This window comes from Pantoea sp. GM_Pan_3, from assembly GCF_026541045.1.
In the GTDB taxonomy this organism is placed as follows: Bacteria; Pseudomonadota; Gammaproteobacteria; order Enterobacterales; family Enterobacteriaceae; genus Pantoea; species Pantoea anthophila.
This window is the reverse complement of the sequence record NZ_JALNVA010000002.1, coordinates 235,170-255,641: the sequence shown is the minus strand read 5'-3', so window position 1 is coordinate 255,641 and position 20,472 is coordinate 235,170. Positions and strand designations below refer to the sequence as shown.

20 protein-coding genes and 3 tRNA genes are annotated in these 20,472 nt (G+C 57.8%); 11 read left to right on the top strand and 12 right to left on the bottom strand.

What is annotated here, in order from left to right:
• Positions 1 to 32 precede the first annotated feature (32 nt).
• Complete coding sequence (locus tag OXR04_RS08985) at positions 33 to 845, bottom strand: ABC transporter substrate-binding protein (RefSeq protein ID WP_058958261.1); 813 nt, start codon at positions 843 to 845, stop codon at positions 33 to 35.
• A gap of 193 nt (positions 846 to 1,038) precedes the next feature.
• Between OXR04_RS08985 and OXR04_RS08980 the strand changes: the two genes are divergently transcribed.
• Both OXR04_RS08980 and OXR04_RS08975 read left to right on the top strand, forming a co-directional pair.
• Entirely contained in the window at positions 1,039 to 2,109 is a 1,071-nt protein-coding gene (locus OXR04_RS08980) for a LacI family DNA-binding transcriptional regulator (RefSeq protein ID WP_058958262.1), read from the top strand.
• 123 nt (positions 2,110 to 2,232) lie between these two features.
• Positions 2,233 to 2,946 (top strand): GNAT family protein, encoded by a 714-nt coding sequence (locus tag OXR04_RS08975; protein ID WP_167431992.1) that lies wholly within the window; start codon positions 2,233 to 2,235, stop codon positions 2,944 to 2,946.
• A gap of 64 nt (positions 2,947 to 3,010) precedes the next feature.
• Here the strand turns inward: OXR04_RS08975 and opgB are convergent, their stop codons facing one another.
• A complete protein-coding gene (opgB, locus tag OXR04_RS08970; protein WP_267369775.1) occupies positions 3,011 to 5,302 on the bottom strand; it encodes a phosphatidylglycerol--membrane-oligosaccharide glycerophosphotransferase in 2,292 nt (763 codons plus the stop codon).
• 223 nt (positions 5,303 to 5,525) lie between these two features.
• A complete protein-coding gene (locus OXR04_RS08965) occupies positions 5,526 to 5,915 on the bottom strand; it encodes a tautomerase family protein (protein WP_009092284.1) in 390 nt (129 codons plus the stop codon).
• Between the two features lie 101 nt (positions 5,916 to 6,016).
• On the opposite strand from OXR04_RS08965, the gene OXR04_RS08960 reads away from it, so the two are divergent.
• On the top strand, positions 6,017 to 6,934 hold the full coding sequence (locus OXR04_RS08960) for a LysR family transcriptional regulator (protein ID WP_267369776.1): 918 nt from the start codon (positions 6,017 to 6,019) through the stop codon (positions 6,932 to 6,934).
• Here OXR04_RS08960 and OXR04_RS08955 read toward each other — a convergent pair.
• On the bottom strand, positions 6,911 to 7,924 hold the full coding sequence (locus tag OXR04_RS08955; RefSeq protein ID WP_046101160.1) for a capsular polysaccharide synthesis protein: 1,014 nt from the start codon (positions 7,922 to 7,924) through the stop codon (positions 6,911 to 6,913). The genes OXR04_RS08960 and OXR04_RS08955 overlap by 24 nt on opposite strands.
• Positions 7,925 to 8,417: 493 nt before the next feature.
• On the opposite strand from OXR04_RS08955, the gene OXR04_RS08950 reads away from it, so the two are divergent.
• The gene (locus OXR04_RS08950; RefSeq protein WP_140028830.1) at positions 8,418 to 9,383 is read left to right on the top strand and encodes a WD40 repeat domain-containing protein; all 966 of its coding nucleotides are present in this window, start codon (positions 8,418 to 8,420) and stop codon (positions 9,381 to 9,383) included.
• Here OXR04_RS08950 and OXR04_RS08945 read toward each other — a convergent pair.
• Positions 9,365 to 9,919 (bottom strand): histidine phosphatase family protein, encoded by a 555-nt coding sequence (locus OXR04_RS08945; protein ID WP_009092279.1) that lies wholly within the window; start codon positions 9,917 to 9,919, stop codon positions 9,365 to 9,367. The genes OXR04_RS08950 and OXR04_RS08945 overlap by 19 nt on opposite strands.
• Before the next feature lie 581 nt (positions 9,920 to 10,500).
• Between OXR04_RS08945 and OXR04_RS08940 the strand changes: the two genes are divergently transcribed.
• The 3 genes from OXR04_RS08940 (at position 10,501) to OXR04_RS08930 (ending at position 13,978) form a co-directional block, all read left to right on the top strand.
• The gene (locus OXR04_RS08940) at positions 10,501 to 11,892 is read left to right on the top strand and encodes an MFS transporter (RefSeq protein ID WP_167428826.1); all 1,392 of its coding nucleotides are present in this window, start codon (positions 10,501 to 10,503) and stop codon (positions 11,890 to 11,892) included.
• A 65-nt stretch (positions 11,893 to 11,957) separates the two neighbouring features.
• Positions 11,958 to 12,980, top strand: a complete 1,023-nt coding sequence (locus OXR04_RS08935) for a LacI family DNA-binding transcriptional regulator (RefSeq protein ID WP_009092276.1) — start codon at positions 11,958 to 11,960, stop codon at positions 12,978 to 12,980.
• Between the two features lie 11 nt (positions 12,981 to 12,991).
• Entirely contained in the window at positions 12,992 to 13,978 is a 987-nt protein-coding gene (locus OXR04_RS08930) for a nucleoside hydrolase (RefSeq protein WP_009092274.1), read from the top strand.
• A 14-nt stretch (positions 13,979 to 13,992) separates the two neighbouring features.
• Here OXR04_RS08930 and OXR04_RS08925 read toward each other — a convergent pair whose 3' ends face one another.
• From OXR04_RS08925 to OXR04_RS08915, 3 genes are all read right to left on the bottom strand, one after another.
• A complete protein-coding gene (locus tag OXR04_RS08925; protein WP_046101165.1) occupies positions 13,993 to 14,457 on the bottom strand; it encodes a YbaK/EbsC family protein in 465 nt (154 codons plus the stop codon).
• Between the two features lie 94 nt (positions 14,458 to 14,551).
• The gene (gene fhuF, locus OXR04_RS08920) at positions 14,552 to 15,346 is read right to left on the bottom strand and encodes a siderophore-iron reductase FhuF (protein ID WP_046101166.1); all 795 of its coding nucleotides are present in this window, start codon (positions 15,344 to 15,346) and stop codon (positions 14,552 to 14,554) included.
• A gap of 184 nt (positions 15,347 to 15,530) precedes the next feature.
• Positions 15,531 to 16,628: a diguanylate cyclase gene (locus tag OXR04_RS08915; protein WP_046101167.1), complete on the bottom strand. Its 1,098-nt coding sequence runs from the start codon at positions 16,626 to 16,628 to the stop codon at positions 15,531 to 15,533.
• A 232-nt stretch (positions 16,629 to 16,860) separates the two neighbouring features.
• On the opposite strand from OXR04_RS08915, the gene OXR04_RS08910 reads away from it, so the two are divergent.
• Complete coding sequence (locus OXR04_RS08910; RefSeq protein WP_111207685.1) at positions 16,861 to 17,145, top strand: DUF1435 domain-containing protein; 285 nt, start codon at positions 16,861 to 16,863, stop codon at positions 17,143 to 17,145.
• A gap of 125 nt (positions 17,146 to 17,270) precedes the next feature.
• On the opposite strand, the gene OXR04_RS08905 is transcribed toward OXR04_RS08910, so the two are convergent.
• The 4 genes from OXR04_RS08905 to rsmC form a co-directional block, all read right to left on the bottom strand.
• Positions 17,271 to 17,357 (bottom strand) — tRNA-Leu (locus tag OXR04_RS08905).
• Between the two features lie 28 nt (positions 17,358 to 17,385).
• Positions 17,386 to 17,472, bottom strand: a tRNA-Leu gene (locus tag OXR04_RS08900).
• Between the two features lie 30 nt (positions 17,473 to 17,502).
• Positions 17,503 to 17,589: transfer RNA gene (locus tag OXR04_RS08895), tRNA-Leu, on the bottom strand.
• 151 nt (positions 17,590 to 17,740) lie between these two features.
• Positions 17,741 to 18,772 carry a 16S rRNA (guanine(1207)-N(2))-methyltransferase RsmC gene (gene rsmC, locus OXR04_RS08890; RefSeq protein WP_058957763.1) on the bottom strand — a complete coding sequence of 344 codons (1,032 nt, stop codon included), beginning with the start codon at positions 18,770 to 18,772 and terminating at the stop codon, positions 17,741 to 17,743.
• A 105-nt stretch (positions 18,773 to 18,877) separates the two neighbouring features.
• On the opposite strand from rsmC, the gene OXR04_RS08885 reads away from it, so the two are divergent.
• From OXR04_RS08885 to yjjG, 3 genes are read left to right on the top strand one after another with little or no spacing between them, the layout of a single operon-like run.
• Positions 18,878 to 19,288 carry a DNA polymerase III subunit psi gene (locus tag OXR04_RS08885; RefSeq protein WP_267369777.1) on the top strand — a complete coding sequence of 137 codons (411 nt, stop codon included), beginning with the start codon at positions 18,878 to 18,880 and terminating at the stop codon, positions 19,286 to 19,288.
• Positions 19,260 to 19,700 (top strand): ribosomal protein S18-alanine N-acetyltransferase, encoded by a 441-nt coding sequence (gene rimI / locus OXR04_RS08880; protein ID WP_009092266.1) that lies wholly within the window; start codon positions 19,260 to 19,262, stop codon positions 19,698 to 19,700. Before OXR04_RS08885 ends, rimI begins: the two co-directional genes overlap by 29 nt.
• 18 nt (positions 19,701 to 19,718) lie before the next feature.
• A complete protein-coding gene (yjjG, locus tag OXR04_RS08875; protein ID WP_267369778.1) occupies positions 19,719 to 20,399 on the top strand; it encodes a pyrimidine 5'-nucleotidase in 681 nt (226 codons plus the stop codon).
• Positions 20,400 to 20,472: the final 73 nt, after the last annotated feature.

Below are 20,472 nucleotides of genomic sequence, written 5' to 3'. Positions count from 1 at the left end.
CCGGTTAACTCAGGACGTAAACGTCCACCTCTTTACTGACCGCCAGGCAGATACTGTTTTGGCATCGGCGATCCGGGGAACCACTTCTGATAAAGCCGTTGCCAGGTGCCATCCTGCATCGCAGCCTTGATGGCGTTATCCAGCGCAGCCTTGAAGGCGGGTTTACCTTTGGCAATGGCAATGCCCGCCGGTGCATCAAAAGAGGGGATATCGGCGGCAGAGACCAGCTTAAAGCGTTCGGCGTAGCTTTTGGCCGCCTCGTAGTCGAGGAAGACGGCATCGAGCGTGCCGTTGTTGAGGGCAGAGACCGCGCTGTTGTTATCCGGGAAGCGCACCAGATCGGTCTGCGGGAAGTGCTCCACGGCATAGTTCTCCTGGAGCGTGCCCTGAACCACGCCGAGCCGGTGCTTGGCCAGCGTGGCGACATCTTTCACGCCGCTGTCATGGCGGGTCAGAACGGTGAGGAATCCGGCCAGATAGCCGGTGGAGAAATCGACCGTTTTTTCCCGCGCCGGGGTGATGCCAATCGCCGCCACCGCCGCATCGTACTGACCGTTGGCGACCGCGGGCATGATGGCCGAGAAGTCCTGACCAATAAAATCGACCTTATCGATGCCCATGCGGTGGGCGACATTTCTGAAAAATTCGACGTCGAAGCCGGTGAACTGACCGCTGGCGTCGGTGAAGGTGTAAGGCTTTGAGTCGCCGACGCTGGCGATGCGAAGCTGACCCGGTTCGATCAGCCCATAAGGATTGTTGTCGCTGGCGGCCAGCACAGAGAACGACAGTGAACAGAGTGCGAGTGCGGTGCCGAGCAGTTTGCCCAGTGTGATTTGCGATTTCATAGCTCATCCGTTTTTGCAGGTTTAAACATCAGAGACTGTTGAGCCAGTAATTCTGATTGAGACCGGTCTCAACGCAGGTGGCACCTTAAGACAGAAACATTGTGAGACCGGTCTCAAGGAGTTACAATGAGTTTAAGCACAGCCTTTTTTCGGCGTCAATATTCCTGTCATCAACCTGTGATTCGAAATAATTATGACCAGCCAGAACAGACGATCCAAAGCGCCGACCGTGGCAGATGTGGCGCGCGCAGCAAATGTTTCCAAAGCCCAGGCAGCGCGCGCGCTGGGTGGCTATGGCGCGGTCAGCGATGAGGTGCAGGAGCGGGTCAACAGCGCCGCCTCCGCGCTGGGCTACCGGCTCAATGCGCTGGCGCGCAGTATGAACACCGGCCGCTCCAATACTATCGGGGTGATTGTCGGCGATATTGAGAATCCTCACTTTGGTCTGGCCCTGCGTGGCATGGCGGACGTGGCGCGCACGGCGGGTTACCATCTGCTGCTGAGCAACAGTGATGAAAAGCTGCAGGCGGAGCAGGATGCGGTGCGGGTGATGCTGGAAAAGCGGGTCGATGGCATTATCGTTGCGCCCTGCTGTTCAGCCCTGGAGCAGAACGCGCATCTGATACAGGTGCAGGAAGAGGGCAGAGCGCTGACGCTGTTCGATCGCGCGGTAACCGGTCTTGATGTAGACGCGGTCTGCTGTGAATTTACCGACGTGGCCGCAGATGTCACGGCCCGGTTGCTGGCCGCGGGGCATCGCCATATCGCCTATATCACCAGCATGGCGCTGACCACTGACTACAGCACGCCGGACGATTTTGGCCTGACGCCGGTTGCCCAGCGCGTGGGCGGCATGATGCAGGCCTTTGCTGACGCAGGCGTGCCGTTTGATCCGTCGCTGGTGCAGGTGAACGCGCTGGACGAGGCATCGATTAGCCGTATCGTCGCAGCGCTGTGGCAGCGTCCGCAGCCGCCCACCGCGCTGGTGGCGTCTGACAGCGTGGTCGCCATGTGGCTGCTGCGTGAAGTGACGCAGCGCGGGCTGCGTATCCCGGCCGATCTCTCTTTTGTGATGTATGACAATTTCCCGTGGAGTGAGATTGTGACGCCACCGCTGACGGTCATTGCGCAACCGGTCTATGAAATGGGCCGTGAAGCCGCACGACGTCTGATCGCCGCCATCCGCGGCGAGGCCCCCGGCCCTGTGCCGCGCTTCGATGCCCATCTGATGATCCGCCACTCGATTGCTGCGCCAGCCTGCTGAAGAGCAGCCCGGCGCGTCAGCCTGTTTGCGGGTAAAGGATTCGGGATGTTGCCTGAGGGGCAGGCTTTTTAAGCGACCGGGAACGTGGCACTCTGCTGACACTATCTGCAGCCGGGAGGCGATATGTCACAACACCTTAATCACTATGGTCAGCCGGTCGGCCAGCCTTTGCCAGACTGGCAGCCGCGTCCTCTGCCACAACATCAGGTTTTCACCGGTCAGTCGTGTCGGCTGGAGCCCTTCAGCGCCGCGCGGCATGGAGAGGCCCTGTCTGACGCCTGGGCGCTGGCGGAAGATGGGCGCGACTGGACCTATATGTTTATGGGGCCGTTCGATGATCCCCAGGCGTGGCAGGATTATCTCCGGCAGCTGGAGGCCAGCCGCGACCCGCTGCATTTCGCCGTGATCGACCTCGCCACCGGAGAGGCGGTGGGCAGCCTGTCGTTAATGCGTATCCAGCCTGAACATGGGGTGATGGAAGTCGGTCATGTCGCTTTTTCGCCCCGACTGAAGCAGACGCGTATGGCAACAGAGGCGCATTTCCTGCTGATGCAGTACGCCTTTGAAACCCTGGGTTACCGCCGGTATGAGTGGAAATGCGACAGCTGCAATGCGCCTTCTCGCAGAGCCGCGGCACGCCTCGGTTTTCAGTATGAAGGTGATTTCCGCCAGGCCATTGTTTACAAAGGTCGCTCGCGCGACACCAGCTGGTTTTCGATAATCGATCGCGAGTGGCCGCAGGTGAAAAGCGGGCTGCAGCGCTGGCTGGCGGAGGAGAATTTTACCGCCGATGGTCAGCAGCGTGAGAAGCTGGAAGCGCTGCGCGGCAGGCCCTGAACCGGTGGCGACAAAGTAAGAGGCCTCTGCAAAACAGGCAGAGGCCTGAAGAGAAAAGAGGGGATTAAGGCTGGGGCACGATTTTAAGTTCGACCATGCCAATGCCCAGTTTGCGCGGGTCCTGCCCCGTGATATTGCCGGTGTTGCTCAGCTGAGGTTCAGGCGGGGCGATCACCAGCTGGTGGCTGGCGTCCGGGTTATCAAAATGCAGGGTATGGGTCGAGATCGCTTCGCCCAGCGACAGCAGCTGCTGTTGATTGCCCACGCGAACCGGAATCGGCCGGTGCACATTCGCGCCGTAAGCCCGCGCCGTGATCACCAGATCGAACTTCGCGGGCAGGGCATCGACGTAGTCGATATGCACCTCAGGCGCGAGATTGGCATTCGACCAGCGTCCCCAGCTCTCCGGGCGTGAGATGCCGCTGAAGCTTTTCACACTCAGCGGCGCGCCGGGGATATCAAGCCGGAAGCTGTCAGCGCTGTAGCGGATATTGTTATCTTCGATACGGATCTGCGCCAGATTCTGCTGATAACGTGCATCGCTGATCGGCCCGTCCGGGAACTGCACCCGGCCTTTCCATTGCGGTTTGTCGATGTGGGTAACGGACGGTGTGCCGCCGGTTTGCCCCATCGCCACACAGAGATCGCCGGAGAGGGCCAGCGACGGCTGCCAGAGTCGCGCCATTTTAAAACAGCGATCAACCCAGACGAATTTATCGGCTGCCGCGAAATCGGCCAGCTGATAGCGCAGCGGTGCCGAATATTCCCCTTCCGGCATCGGCTCAACGTGTTTGTCGCTGATGCGGAACAGAATCGGCAGCTTAAAAGTGGTCCCGGAGAAGCTGAAGGTATTCTTCGTCTGATCGACGGTAAAGTTCTCCATCTTATTCGGGAAGTTCCAGAGCTGGATAATATCGGGCTTCCAGCTCATGACCTTGCTCTTCATATCGTCAAACTGCGTTGAGAGCGACAGCGAAGAGAGGCTGCTGCGGCCCAGGCCTATCGCATTATCGCCGCCGAGAATATCCAGCAGCGTAGCGCCATTATCCAGCGTGCTGCGCTTTGCCTCCAGCAGCTCCGCCTGCGGTTTATCCCCGCGGATCACCATAAAGAGATTGCGACGCGGCTGTTTGATCAGCCAGGGATGCGCGGTGTTGTTCATCGCCAGATGATCGGAACTCACCACGATTACGGTATTTTTAAACCACGGTGACGCTTTGATGCGATCGATCAGCCGCGCGACGTGCTCCTGTGAACAGGCGACCGCGCTGAAGGACTGGTTAGGTTTTCCCTCAATGCTGTAGCTTCGGCGCTGACAGCTGCGCGAGATAAATCCGTCAGGATGGTGAGTGTCGACGGTCAGCGTAAACAGCGCAAAAGGTTTACCGGCCCGGGAGAGCGCCTGATACTTCTCGAAGACTTCGTCGAGCACCGTGTCGTCATAATAGCCCCAGTTATTGCGGTAGCTGGGATCGGCGACGCGGCTTTTCAGCTCCTGCGAACCATAGAGGTTGGCAGGATCGAAGCCGTGCGATTTCAGGAAGACATCCTTACCGGCAAAACGCAGATCGGCACCCTGAATAAACCAGTTCTCATAGCCGGAGTTTTTCAGGATGTCGCCCAGACAGACATTTTGCGGATAGAAGCTGGAGAGTGACGCCGACGCATTGCCGTCAAACGGGGCAAACAGCGGAATGCCGCACTGTGAGGCGACCATGCCCGCGATCGTGTAATCGGTGCCCGGCAGCTGTTCGGTCTGGCTGAAATCGATACTCTGCTCTTTCTGACGGCTCAGCTCAGGTGCCAGGCCGGGGAAGGCAATCGGATCAAAATAGGTGCGCTCTAAACTCTCGCCATAGATATAAACCACGTTGAGGCGCGGCTGTTCAATGCGGTTACGCGGCACTTTATAGAAGGTGTCGAAGTCAGAATCGGCCAGCTGGGTATGCGACACGATCAGCGTCGCGACCTGACGAAAGGCGGGGGTAGTCTGCACCGAGCCGATCGCGCAGGCGGCCGCCAGCAACGACCAGCCCAGATGATGGGGACGTTTACGCCGCCGCAGCACCCAGGAGAGCAGGCAGAACAGCAGAAACAGCACGATGATCAGCCCGATGGCCGGCACCACATATTTACTGACGCCCGCCCCGGTCAGGCTGTTAGTCAGGGTATAGATCACCGCATCGTTAATGCCGTCGCCGGTGAAATAGTTGCTGGCGTAGAGGGTGGCGTTCAGCACCACAAATATCACCAGCAGAACAAGAACAAGCACAAACCAGAATCTGTTACGCCCGGCTTTACAGGAATAGATAGCAATAGCAGCCAGAAACAGCACGACTGACACAAATTCGGACAACGGGAAATCCTCTCTCTGCAGGGGGGCGCGGGGCGTCACGCAACCGGCCATCGTCGGGGGATGGTTTTTCGACAATCTATATTGGCTGTCATCAGGCTGCAACATATCCGGCGGATTTGTGCGAGGAAGCGCAGAGGGATTTTGTGTCGTGCCTGCCGGGCGTTCAGCAGACGTGACGGTGGCTGGCGCGCACCGTCAGCAGAGCAGGCGTCCGGGCCGCTTTTCAGAGTTTGCCGGTCAGATACTGCGCTTCGCCGTCGGCAAAACTCCAGTCGCCTTTGTCATTGGTGATAAAGCTGATCATCAGATCGTTGCCCTGCACGCCACAATGCTCACGCAGTTCGCGCGCCAGCTCCGCCATAAACCGCTGTTTCTGTTCGCTGCTGCGCGGACTGGTAAAGACCCGCACCATCACCAGATTATCGCTGCGGCTGAATCCCAGCCCGGTGTCCTGAAACACCATCTGATAGCGTTTGTTTTCATGAACAATCTGATAGCGATCCCGTTCCGGCACGTTAAAGGCGGTCAGCACGGCCCGGTGCGCGGCATCCAGTAATGTACGCAGCTCTGATTCTGAACGACCCTCAATAACATCAAATTGCAGCAGTGGCATAGCGGTTTCTCCTGAGAAATAAGACGCCTATGGTGACGGCTTTATCCGGCGGGAAAAAGCGCGTAGCCTGAAATGATTATTCATTATTGTGAACAATGCTGATGAAAGAGATGAAGACGGACACCCTGTGGGAGCATCTGCACTGGCTGACGGTACTGGCAGAGCAGGGCAGTTTCACCCGCGCGGCAGCGCGGCTGGATGTCAGCAAAGCGGCAATGAGCCAGAAGATCAAAGAGCTGGAGGAGAGAGCGGGTCTGATGCTGGTGCAGCGCACCACGCGCAGCGTGCGGCTTACCTCCGCCGGTGAGAAGCTGGTGGAGGAGCTGCGCGAGCCTTTTGCCCGCATCGAACAGAGTTTTTTCAGCGTGCGGGATACCGCCGGGCCGGTGCGGGGTCTGGTGCGCATCACCGCACCCGTGGCGTTTGCCCGCCAGCAACTGGTGCCGGTTATCGGCGAGTTTCTGCGCGACTATCCGCAGGTACGACTGCAGCTGGATGTGACGGATCGCCTTGTCTCGCTGAGCAGCGAGGGGTTTGATCTGGCGATTCGCCACAGTGACACGCTGCCGGAAACGCACGTGGCACTGCCACTGTGCGACACGCAGACCGTGCTGGTGGCCTCGCCAGCCTATCTCAGGGCGCAGGGCGTGCCGGAGAGGCCACAGGCACTGGCGCAGCACAACTGCCTTTACTACCCGCGCGGCGTCGAGTCACCGCGCTGGCGGTTTGTCGCGCCGGGGGAGAGCGAAACGGTTCAGGTGCAGATTCAGGGCAGCTTTGCCACTAACAACAGTGAGTCGATCCGCGATGCGGCCCTGCAGGGTCTGGGCATTGCCATGCTGCCCGACTTCAGCGCCCGTGAGGCGCTGTCAGCGGGATCGTTACAGCGGGTGTTACCGGAGTGGCAGCCGGTCGGCGCTTTTGCCGCCCGCCTGTGGATCGTGCGACCCTGGGCGGCACAGGTGCCGCGCGCGGTCACCACCTTTACACACTGGTTACGCGCCCGCTTTAACCACTGAGGGCAGTGCCAGTCCCGGCGAACGGGTATGCATCATCTCCCCAATCAGGCTGCTGCGGTTATAGAGGCCGATACGCAGATTGAAGTCGAGATGCAGCCGCTCATTGCCGGTTAACTTAATAATCGGTGGCGGCGTCTGGGGACGCTGCTGAAACAGCACTGACTGCGCAAAGGCGCTGCTGCTGTCGGCGTGCAGGCGCTGATAATACCAGGCGCTGGCTTCACCTTTACGCAGATAGAGATTGGCCCGCCGGTATTCACGCATCGCCACCTGCTGCGCCAGTGAGAGCAGCTGACGGGACGGGTTATCCATATTCTGCACAAGCAGCGGAAAGTCATCGCGCTTCTGCAGCTCATGGAAATAGTTGCGGATGCCGACATTTTTAACCGGGGCCAGTTGTTTCAGCCATTCACGGATAAAAGGGTTCTGCGCCGGGGCGGCCAGAAACCAGCTTTCAATGACCGGCGCAAGCAGGTTCAGCGTTGACTGCTCACGGTAGTAGCCGATCAGATCCAGAGACCGCGCCTCGTGAACGCGATGCACCCAGGCGAGATCCTCAAACAGCAGAGTGCTGCAATCAATGCCGATGCCGCCGTAACGGTGAAGCAGTTCCAGCCGGATGATCTCACTTTTATGCGCCAGCGTCAGATCGGCTGAGATAAACCGGAGGTCGGGCAGCCATTGCGACAGGGTGCGCTGTGTCACCAGATAAACCTGGTGATCGGGATTATCCCGCCGTATTTTGCTGATATTGAGCGCCATCGAGGCAGGCAGCTGTTCATTATGCCAGACCATCCAGACAATCTTTGGAATCTCCGGCAGATCTTTCTGCTGAGCGATTAAAACGACATTATCTTCCTGACCCGGATCATATTCCGGCGCCCGACAGAGTCTTTGCTGTTTTTTATTCCATAACATCTGGCTGCTGAACGATATTCTTTTCCAGTTGCGCCAGATTTTATGCGCTGGACGTTGGCGATGTGCAGTCATGATATACCTGTTATTTTTATTTTCCCGTCATAGTGCAGACTCTGCCTGTTCGCATGTGGCGGAAACAGGCGGCATTACAGACTGGCTGCAACCCCGATGCGTGCGGGAATTATTGAAAGGTTTTCCCTGGTGGCGACGCAGTGCCTGAGCGCGCGGTAGTTTCCTCACGGCTATCTGGAATTGCACTGCACCTTTTTAATAAAACATTATTTACTGATTAGCTATGCCTTTTTTTGACTTTAGGATAAAACGGAATCAGGCCGGGCATGAAATAAAAATAAAACTATGGCCGTAATTAATCATTTATTTCATCCCGGCACGCGCCGTTATTAAGGAATATCTGAATCGCGGGACCGTGGTGCTTACGGGAATGCGGGGGCGGGCGTGATTGCGCTTAATGTGTGACGTAAGCCCGGCTCATCAATCCGCCGAATCAGACAGCCTGAAGCGCATTGTCTACGCTTAAGAAGAACTTACTGAGAAAGGAGCGCACATGCAGAGTGAATCATGGGGTTTGCTGGCGGTCGATAAGCGGGGCAATCGCGTCCTGTTTCTTAATCCGGAGACGTTCGCGGTTGAGCGGGAACTGAACGCCTTTCCACCGCGCCCGCATGAACTCCTGATGCTGGCCCCCTGGGGTAAAGCCTATGTGCCGGTCTATGGCGACGGCGTGCATGGCGACAATCCCCATCCGGGTCATAAAGTGGCGGTCATTGATTTAGCGCGTCGGACGATCAGCGGCTTTATCGATCTCTCGCCGCTGCGGGCACCCCACAGCGGTCAGCTGGGGCGCGACGGTAAAGTCTACCTCTGCTGTGAGGAGAGCGCCGCCGTGGCGGTGATCGATCCACAGAGTGACAAGGTCGAAAAAGTTATTCCGATTCCTTCGCACAATGCGCATCGCCTGACGCTCTCTCCCAGCGGCCGCAAGCTCTTCACCGATAACGAAGAGGATGCCACCATCACGGTGGTGGATCTGTGTGAGGCGGAAGGGCGGGTCATCGACACCATTCTGCTGCCTGGCCCGATTGCCGGTATCGCGGCCTCACCGAAACACCCTTACCTGGTCGCCAGCGCGGCTGACGCGCCGCTGCTCTATGTGATCGATCGGCAAAGCCACCGCATCCGTCAGCGCCTGACGCTGCCGGGCCATCAGCAGCCCTGCCAGGTGGTGCGCTTCAGCGACGATGGCGAACAGCTGGTGGCCATAGGGGATCAGGAACCCCTGGTCACGCTGTTTGACGATTTACTGAACCCGCTGGGTGACATCGCGGTGGGTAACATGCCGATGGATGGCTGTTTTACCCCCGACAAAAAGCAGCTGCTGATTGCCAATCAGGATGATGGCACGCTGAGCGTGATCGATCTGGCGCAGCGTAAAGTGATTGCCACGCCGCGCGTGGGAACGGGGTGTGAAGTGCTGGGCTATTTTTCGCTCGATCAGATAAACGGGCGATGATAGATCGCGGAACTCCAGTGGCGGCTGCTGGCATGCTTCTCCGCCTGCCAGCCCCGTTTACGTAATTCCCGGGCAATCATCTTATTCATGATGCCGTGGCCCAGCAGCAGCACGGTGCCCTGAGCGGAGTACCCGATTAACTTTTCTGCGGCCGCCGCGGCGCGCTGGCGCGCATGAGGCAGTGACTCCGCATCACCCGCATATCCGCAGAACCAGAGCAACCGCAGCAGCGCCAGCCAGCAGAGGATCGGCAGCTGCATCGCGCCCATTCGCAGCATCGGCACGGCAACTTCACTGAACAGAGCATTCACCTCATGCGGCTGCAGACCAAGCTGACTCAGGGAGGACTGCGCGCGGGGCAGGGGACTACAGACAACAACCGCCGCCTGACGGGCAATGTGGACAGTGCGCGGCGGCGGTCCGTCACTGACCTGTGACCGATCGTAGGCTTCGCACCAGTCTGCCAGCGCCTGCACGCTCAGACGGCCTGCGGCCTGATGATCGGGTTTACCGTGTCGCATCAGAATAATGGTCATACATTCTCTGCCTGGCCTTTTTTTCAGGGTAACGCATTATTTGCGCGCGCAGCGATTTTTCAGCCCGAGCCTGAGTGTCATCCTGCGGTCACAGAGCTGTGCGACAACAGAGTCCGATGAAAGCAGCCCCGCCTGTTTATCATGCTTAATGATTAGAGAAAGTGCTGACTTAACGCGAGTGATGACTTTTTTTTGTGCAAAGTGAGGCGCTGTTAACTGGCTGAATTTGCGATAAAAAACCATGATGACGCACTGTGATAGTGAAGTCTGACTAACATTTTGCGTCGGGATCGCTTGATTTATCTACGCGCGTAGATACACTAGGTCCCCAGTGATTGCTCACGGTGCTCGATGCACAGTCGGCTCCATCGATTGTTAAGTTACATTCGCTCAGTTTAAGTGACCGGTTAAAAAAGATCGGCGAAAACGGGCGAGGCAGATGATTCCAACACCAGGGAATCCTTTAACCTTTCATCATGGTTAGTCAACTGAACGTCGCCACCGGGGAATTCCGCTTTTATCAGGGAATCGACCCATGGACGGGCGTTTATCGATCTGCATACGCATTCAGGGATAGGGTTATGACGGCACACAATTCCGTTAAGCAGCAGGCATCACTGTCATCCTCTTCAGCCGCCGATGCGCGGTTTAATACCCCCTCAGGCCGCAAAGATTTCTGGCGCGCCACATTCTCATGCTGGCTCGGAACGGCGATGGAGTACGCGGATTTCGCGCTCTATGGTCTGGCTGCCGGTATCATCTTCGGCGATGTTTTCTTTCCCGAATCGACACCGGCCATGGCGCTGCTCTCCAGCTTTGCCACCTGGTCAGTCGGCTTCGTTGCCCGGCCTATCGGCGCACTTTTTTTCGGCTGGCTCGGCGACCGCAAAGGGCGAAAAGCGGTCATGATCACCACCATCATTCTGATGGGGGCCTCCACCACCTTTATCGGCTTAATTCCCAGCTATGCCACGATTGGCGTCTGGGCACCCGCCTGTCTGGTCCTGCTGCGCTTCACGCAGGGGTTCGGCGCGGGTGCAGAGCTCTCTGGTGGTACGGTCATGCTGGGCGAGTATGCGCCCGCAGAGCGTCGCGGGCTGGTCGCTTCCGTTATCGCGCTGGGCTCTAACAGCGGCACACTGCTGGCGTCGCTGGTCTGGCTGCTGGTGGTGCAGATGGATCAGCAGAGCCTGCTGGCGTGGGGCTGGCGTATTCCTTTTCTCAGCAGTGCGCTGATAGCGCTGGTGGCATTGTGGATCCGGCGTCATCTGCGGGAAACCCCGGTTTTTGAGCGCAGAAAAGCGGAGATGGAGGCGGCGCGCGCCGGAGTGCTGGCGACCCCGCCGGTGAAGGATACGCGGCCGTTCTTCCAGCGCACCCGCGCCTTCTGGACGATGGTGGGGCTGCGCATCGGTGAAAACGGTCCCTCCTATCTGTCGCAGGGCTTCATCGTCGGCTATGTCGCGAAGGTTCTGCTGGTGGATAAGTCGGTTCCGACCACGGCGGTGTTCCTTGCGTCGCTGCTGGGTTTCCTGATCATCCCTTTTGCGGGCTGGCTCTCTGACCGTTTTGGTCGCCGGATCGTTTATCGCGTCTTCTGTCTGCTGCTGATGCTCTACGCCTGGCCCGCTTTTACGCTGCTGGATACGCGTGAACCGATGCTGGTCATTCCGGTGATTGTGGTGGGCATGGGGCTGGCGTCGCTGGGTATTTTTGGTGTGCAGGCCGCCTGGGGCGTGGAGATGTTCGGCGTGCATCATCGCTACACCAAAATGGCGGTGGCGAAGGAGCTGGGTTCGATTCTCTCCGGCGGCACGGCACCGCTGATTGCGGCTGCTATGCTCTCTTATACCGGACACTGGTGGCCGATTGCGGTCTACTTCTCGGCGATGGCCGCGATTGGATTCTTTACCACCTTTGTTGCGCCTGAGACGCGAGGGCGGGATCTCAATCTGCCTGATGACGCCATCTGACAGGGCAAAACGAAATAAGCAGCAGGCCGTGTAAAGCGGCCTGTTTTTTTAGGGAGGAAAGTGATGTGCCTAAGTCGTTAACGGGAAAAGTGACCCGCAGTGAAGTGGCGAAAGCGGCAGGCACCTCAGTGGCAGTTGTCAGTTATGTCATTAACAACGGGCCGCGTCCGGTCGCCGAGGCGACCCGGCAGCGGGTGCTGGAGGCGATTAAAGCGACCGGTTACCGGCCCAATGCGGCTGCACGGGCGCTGGCGTCCGGCAACACCAAAACCTTTGGTCTGGTCGTGCCGAACATCGGCAATCCGTTTGTCGCCTCCATGGCACACGTGCTGTTGCAGGAATCGATGAATCACGGTCATGTCATGCTGCTGGGCGATGCCGGTGACGATCGCCGGCGCGAACTGGAGCTTATTCAGGGGCTGCTCAACCGGCAGGTCGATGGCCTGTTTTATAACAGCGTCGATCGCCATCCTTACATTGACCTGATTAAAGCGAGCGGCACGCCCCTGGTGATGCTGGAACGGGTGGAACCTCAGCCGGGCGTGAACATGCTGCGCGTCAATGAGCGCCAGGCGGCCTGGCAGGTCACGGCACATCTGCTGAGCCACGGCTATCAGCAGGTCGGCATCATCACCGGTCCGGTCGATATGCTTAATGCGCAGGATCGTATTCAGGGCTGGCGCGATGCCATGCAGGAGCGCGGCCTGCCGATTGATGAATCGCTGATGTTTCCCGCCAGCTACACCCCGCAGGGGGGATATGAAGCGGTGCAGACGATGATCGCCCGTGGCTGCGTGCCCCGCGCGCTGTTCACCAGCAACGAAGGTCAGGCGATTGGCGCAGTGCGGGCCTTTTCGGAGCATCAGATCCGGGTGCCACAGGATGTCGCGCTGGTCTGCTTCAACGGGACCAATCAGTCATCGTTTCATGTTCCGACATTAACGACCGTGCGTCAGCCACTGCGCGAGATGGCGCGTGCGGCGATCCACATGCTGAAAGAGGGGCAGAGCGAAGCCCAGTTAAAGGAGTTTCCACACTATCTTGAAATCGGTGAATCCTGCGGCTGCACGCCGCAATCTCAGAGTTAACGAATAAGAAGATGAAAAGAATCATTATTGATTGCGATCCCGGTAATGGGATTGCAGGTGCCAACACCGATGATGGCCTGGCAATTGCGCTGGCCTTAGCCTCACCCGGCCTGTCGCTGGAATTAATCACCACCGTGGCGGGTAATACGCCGAGTGAGGTGGGCGCGCGCGTGGCGAAAGATCTGATTGCCCGGCTGGGACTCACCATTCCGGTGGTGCAGGGGGCGACACAGGCGCTGCAGGAAGATCCGGCGCCGTGGCGCGAGACGCTCGATAACCGGGTTAATCAGCTGGCGCTGGCCGATCTCTGGCAGGATGTCCGTCAGCCAGCCGATGTCAGCGCGGACGGATTTGACGCGGCTGATGCTATCGGCAGGCTGATTTGCGACAATCCGGGCGAGATTACGCTGGTGGCGATTGGCCCGCTGACGAACGTGGCGCTGGCGATGCAGCGCTATCCCGCGATGGCCGAATCGGTGGCGGAGATTGTGGTCATGGGAGGCGTCTTTGCGCTGGATGACTATATCAAAGACACCAACTTCGGCCTGGACCCGGAAGCGGCGCACCAGGTGCTGCACAGTGGTGCTGCGGTAACGCTGGTGCCGATGGATGTCACCACGCAGACGCTGCTGACCCAGCAGGATCTGACCCGGCTGACTGCCGTCGATCATCCACTGGCCGACTTTGTGCGCGACACGCTGCGTCCGTGGATCGACTATTCGATGCAGACCCGTCAGCTGGCGGGATGCTGGATCCACGATGCGCTGGTGGTCGCCTGGCTGCTGAATCAGCGTGTCGCCTCAGGGATCGATTACCGGGTCGACATCGAGCTGCGTCCCGGTGCCACGCGCGGCAAGAGCTGGCGTTATCGGCAGCCGCTCCGGCTCTCTGTCGGTGTGCCCGAGCAGTGCGGCGCCTCGGTGCATGTCCTGCATCGCGTCGATAACACGCTGCTGTTATCGATCCTTGAGCAGGCTTTCAGACGCCTGATTAGCTGAGCAGAAGTAAAGGGTCAGATCGCTTCGCAGACATCAATCCAGCGGGCATTCGTCAGTTCAGCCATCTGCTGCGGCGAAATGCGGACGGCGCTATGGATAGCGCCAGCGGCAGGTAAGACTTCTTCAAAACTGCGCAGTGAAACATCACAGTAAACGGTCAGCGGGTTTTCCAGACCGAAAGGACAGACGCCGCCCACCGGGTGGCCGGTCCAGTTAATCACCTCGTCAACGCTCAGCATGCGCGCTTTCGCGCCCAGCGCCGCTTTCAGCTTGCGATTGTCCAGCCGGGCATCGCCTCGCGTCACGATCAGCACCACCTCGTTTTTCACTTTCAGCGACAGGGTTTTTGCTATTTCGCCTGGCGTCACGCCGTGGGCGCGAGCGGCCATCCCGACCGTTGCGGTGCTCTCTGCCAGTTCAATAATTTCAATTTCAGGGGCGTGTTCGGCGAAGAACTGGCGCACAGACTCCAGACTCATCTTTCTCTCCAGGCTGATCGAAGGCGTAAAAATTGCCACAAGCCTTTGTGCCTGTAAACGGGATAAACGGAGAATTCGCGGGAATCGGGTCTGTTTAGCTGCTGCTCAGGGTGCAGTTGCCGCATTGCTGAACATCGGGAATGCGATAGCGCTGGCAACAGCTGCGCCGCACCAGCTCACCGTCACGCGGGATCATGGTGCGATAGAGAGGATTGTCGCTGCCATCCAGCAGCCGCTGGTTAAAGAACAGCGCCTGTTCCAGCTGCAGAACCAGCGTCTCATCTATCTGGCTTTTCAGCTCACCCAGGAACCACTGGAAGGTGAACCCCATGTTGTTCCAGATCAGGCGGGCATTGATGTCACCATGCTGCGTAATGCCATTCACGGCCGGGATGAGATGCTGCTGAATCAGGCGGTCGATGCGCTGCAGCGGGTTGAGATAGCGCGCCTCCTCATCCTCCTGCACATCAATCCAGAAGGTGGCCGGATGACCATGCTCATGAAAACCGACACGAATGTGTTCAGGCGAGCAGTCGAGCGCGCGGGACTCCTGCAGCAGGGCCATCAGCAGCGGCGGGATCAGCAGGCCGAAATACCACTGCGCCCAGAGTGAGAGCACGGGTTTCGCTTCACGCACCGCATCGGGATGATCGCGATAGAGATAGTCACTGTAGCGCCGGATAAGCGGGGCGAAGGCGTCAGCGTGTGACCAGACGGCAAGGGTCTGCGCATCACGCGGGGCTGACTGGCTGAGCTTCGTTGAATCCAGCAGATAGCTGCGCTGCTGTTGCAGCCGTTCATACAGACTTTCCGCCAGTGGACGGTCATTCTGCCGGAAGATCATCGACTGAGCGCTGAAACGCTGTTCCTGAGCTGAAGCGGTTGCCATGACGACTCGCGAAAAGTGTAGATAAGAAAGCAAATGATAATCGTTATTGATTAACTCTACAAGCGGCGTAAAAGCGTGCGGTTGCTGGCGGTAAAAACAGCAGGGGAGGAGAGGAGAAATCAGCCCGGCGATGACCGCGACAGATCGGTCAGATCAACAGGGGCGGATGCCGGTTATCAGCGTGTTATACGGGCTCTTCTGCGGTGTGAGGCGCCTCTCTGGGTAAATCTTCCCAGGCGAGAATGGTATTCCGGCCCTGATTCTTCGCGACGTAGAGAGCACTGTCAGCATTGGCGACGGCCTGGTCGAACTCGTTGTCGTAAATCGGCGCAATCCCCGCGCTGATGGTGACGTGCGTTGACACAGTCTCATTGAACAGATGGGGGATCTCTAAATCCACCACATACTGACGGATGCGCTCTGCCAGCTTCATCGCAATGGAGCTGTTCACGTTGGTCATCAGCACGAGGAACTCTTCACCGCCATAGCGGGTAACGACATCGCGCGAACGCACCGCATCACGGATCGCCACAGAGACCCGCGCCAGCGCCTGATCGCCCATCGCATGGCCATAATTATCGTTGTAGGCCTTGAAGTGATCGATATCCAGCAACAGCACAAAGTGGCTGCCGGCGTGGTTTTCCAGGATATTGTCGAGCCGGTTCTTCAGGCCACGGCGGTTATACAGCCCGGTCAGCGGATCGAGCATGCTGAGGTCGCTGAAGGTCTCTTTCTCTTCGTAAAGCTGATGCATCAGACGCAGGGTAAAGTTGTCGGCCCGGCGGCGCATCAGGTGCTGCAATGAAAAACCGATCAGCGGCAGGGAGATGGTCAGCAGAATAAGCGGCAGATGCTGACCATTGTCGAGCAGCAATACGGTCAGAACGGGCGGGGCGACGTGCAGACAGAAAGCCACCAGATAATCGCTCAGGGCGATGGCGCTGATAAATAACACGCTGATCAGGCTGATAATCAGAAAGCCACCATCAAAATAGAACACCAGATGGAAACGATAATTAATATGCCAGGCCCAGAAGATCCCTAATAGCAGCGCAACAGGATTTAACAGGGGGAGTTTAACTTTGGGCCAGATTAAATGGGCAATTAACGTGAGGGAGCTGAAGGCGGCGACACACATAACCGGCAGAGTCGTCTCACTTTTTTCCGTGCTCATTATTGGCAGCAGATAAAAGAGGGAAACGGCGATATTTAAAAACAGGAAAAGCATCACTGAAAGCCGGTATTTACTCTGCTTCAGTTCTTCATATGATTGTAATTTCATTATAAATACTCGTGACGACCCTGAAATACCAAAGCGCAAGCCAGCAGAAAGGAGGGGTCTGCAGGACAATGAGCAAATATTGCTAGTGCTGTTATTAAAGGTGTTATCGGCCGCAATCTAGCATTTTCCAGATGATCTGTCATCTTCAGCGCCGGGCCAGCCAAAAACAGGCTGCAGAACGGGAAAAACTGTCATATGATAATGGGAATGCTTATCATTTGAGGTTGGCGTCATGGGGATAGCGATTGTAGCGGCCTGCGGCCTGTGGGGAATCAGCTGGGCACTGGGTAAAAAACTGGATAGTGCGTGGGGGGTTCTGCTGCCGTGCATAGCGCTGCCGCTGTTTGCCCTGTGGGAGCCGGGATTCAGTCAGTGGCGAATGGTGATGATCGTTGCGCTGTTGCTGACGGTGGTGATGCTCTTTCATCAGCGCCTGCGTCACTATCTGCTGCTGCCATCCTGCCTGGCATTAGCGACCGGACTGGCGGCGGTTTCCGTGAATTTTCATCTGAATTAGCAACAGCGCAGAGGCGTCATGCTGGCGTAACAGAGAAGGTGTAAAAATCAGAAGGCGAGCCTGAAACGGCAAAGAAACGGTCAGAACTGGAAGAAAACATGAATAAAGCCGGAGGATGACAACGTTGGTGCGAAGAGAGGGACTTGAACCCTCACGTCCGTTAAGACACTAACACCTGAAGCTAGCGCGTCTACCAATTCCGCCACCTTCGCATCTTGTTGTCTTTTCATATCACCGCAATGGTGCGAAGAGAGGGACTTGAACCCTCACGTCCGTTAAGACACTAACACCTGAAGCTAGCGCGTCTACCAATTCCGCCACCTTCGCGCAGTGCTCGCGATATGAAACATGTGATTTTGGTGCGAAGAGAGGGACTTGAACCCTCACGTCCGTTAAGACACTAACACCTGAAGCTAGCGCGTCTACCAATTCCGCCACCTTCGCATACCCGTAACACCCTGAGAATGTTACAACCACGGAGGCGCATTCTAGAGATTTTACTCTTTGCGTCAACAACTATTTCGTCGGGCTGAAACGATCGCTCTAAAAAGCAACATTTTCAGCCCGGCAACGCGGTCAGCAGCGGAAAAAAGGATTAACGGGTTTTCGCACCGCGACCATAGACGGCACGGTAAACCTTAAAGCGGCCAGTCTGTGCGATCACTTCATGGCTGCCGAACGCCTCATCCAGCGCCTGTGGATAGGGCAGGAAGGCATTGGCAACGATACGCAGTTCACCGCCGGTGTTCAGATGCTTCACCGCGCCACGGATTAACGCCTGTGCCGCATCGAGGCTGGTCTGCGTGCCTTCATGGAACGGCGGGTTAGAAATAATCATGTCGAAACGTCCGGTGACGTCAGAGAAGACGTTGCTGGGGAAGACCTCGCCCTCAATGCCGTTGGCGGCCAGCGTCGCCTTACTCGCTTCAATCGCCGCCGCGTGAACGTCACACAGCCACAGGCGTACTTTAGGCGAACGGGCGTGCAGTGAGGCGGCAATGACGCCCGCGCCACAACCCATATCCAGCACTTTTCCTTTAGTGTGTGGCGTAAAGGTGGAGAGCAGCAGGGCACTGCCGCTGTCCAGACCATCGCGGCTGAAGACGCCAGGCAGGGTGTGAATCGTCAGGTCATCCATCTGATACTGATGACCAAAGGCGCCGGCATCAAAGTCAGGCTGTGCGTCGAGGCGACCGTGATAGAGACCACAGCGGCGCGCGCTGTCGATCTTCTCCAGCGTTACCCAGGACTCCAGCATGCCTTCTGCACTGCGAACGCCGCTGCGGTTTTCACCGACCACGAACACGTCGCAGCCCACCGGCAGCAGCGACAGCAGATTCTGCAGCTGGAACTGCACTTCCGGCTTATTTTTGGTCCAGAAGTAGACCAGCGTATCGCAGCCCTGCACATCTTCCGCCTGCGCAACCAGTCCATAACGCGCCTGTTCGCCCATACGGCGGCTCAGGTTTTGCCAGTGATGATATTGCTGGGTGTGCACGCGCGACGAGGCGGTTTCCAGCTGAGCGGGCAGGTCATCCTGCAAATCGCCAGCAAATAAAACGTGGCGGGCGGTAAATTCATCACTGTGGCGCAGAATGACTTCGCTGGCCGGGGTAAAAGCAGACATGTAGAGCTCCTGTAAGATCTGAGCGGGGATTATAGTGGTTTGTTGGCGCATGTTCGATGGGTTTGCTAGCATAGCGTCGCATTCAGGCAGCCAACAGGTAACACCATGACGTCCAGGCGCGACTGGCTTTTACAGCAAATGGGAATTACGCAGTATCAACTGCGCCGCCCGCGCGTGCTTCAGGGCGAAATTGCCGTCACGCTGGCGCCGGACACGCAGTTAATCATTGTCGCTGACGTGCCCCCCGGGCTGGATGAACCGCTGATGCGCGACGTGCTGCAGACGCTCAATCTTCAACCCGCCCAGGTGATGACCGTGACGCCGGATCAACTCCAGATGCTGCCGGAAACGCTGAACTGCGCCGGCTGGCTGCTTGGGGTTGAGAGTGCACAAAATTTTAATGGCGTGGCACTGACCAGCGCCGCTTTCAATGAACTGATCAGCAGCGGCGTCGCCAGACGCGCGCTCTGGCAACAGATGTGTAACCATGACAGCCATCTCTTTACTCACCCCTGACGATCGGGCCGAGGCCTTTGCCATCGAGCGTCGCAGTCACGCGTTTCCCTGGAGTGAACAGACGTTTGCCAGCAATCAGGGCGAGCGCTTCCTCAATTTACGGCTGGATGCCGAAGGAAAAATGGCCGCCTTTGCCATTACCCAGGTGGTGCTGGATGAAGCGTCGCTGTTTAACATCGCGGTCGATCCCGCCTGGCAGCGCCGGGGATTTGGCCGTCAGCTGTTGCAGCATCTGATCGACGAGTTAATAAAACGCGATGTGCTGACGCTGTGGCTGGAAGTCCGGGCGTCCAATCTGCCCGCCATTGCGCTTTATGAGCAGATGGGATTCAACCAGGTGAGCCGTCGTTCCAACTACTATCCCACCGCCAGCGGGCGTGAAGATGCCCTGATGATGGCGCTGACGCTGTAGCGGTGCTAAGGAGCTTTAATGTCAGAACAGTGGGATTGCATCCTGTTTGATGCGGACGATACCCTTTTTCATTTTGATGCTTATGCCGGGTTGCAGCGGCTGTTCGCCGGTTATGACGTGCAGTTCTCCGACCAGGATTACAGCGACTATCAGGCGATTAACAAGCCGCTCTGGGTCGATTATCAGAACGGCACGATTACCGCGTTGCAGTTACAGACCCAGCGTTTCAATCACTGGAGCGAAAAGCTCAGCGTCGCGCCGGAGATCCTCAACAGCGGCTTCCTGACCGCCATGGGCGAGATCTGTACGCCGCTGCCAGGCGCGGTGAGCCTGATGAAGCAGCTGCACGGTCGGGTAAAGATGGGCATCATCACCAACGGCTTTACCGCGCTGCAGCAGACGCGCCTGGAGCGCACCGGTTTCCGCGACTACTTTTCGGCGCTGGTGATCTCTGAGCAGGTCGGGGTGCCAAAACCGGCGGTGGAGATTTTTGATTATGCGCTGAACCTGATGGGCAATCCGGATCGTCAGCGGGTGCTGATGGTCGGGGATACGCCGGAATCCGATATTCTCGGCGGCATGAATGCCGGGGTGAAAACCTGCTGGCTCGATCATGGCACCCGGCCGCTGCCGGAACATATCAAACCGACCTGGCAGGTCAAATCGCTGGCTGAGCTGGAAGCGCTGCTGATCGGCTAAGGGAAGCTATCTCGCAAATCCGCAACGTTCCCATAAAAAAGGCCCGCAGAGCGGGCCTTTCTCGTTTTTCACA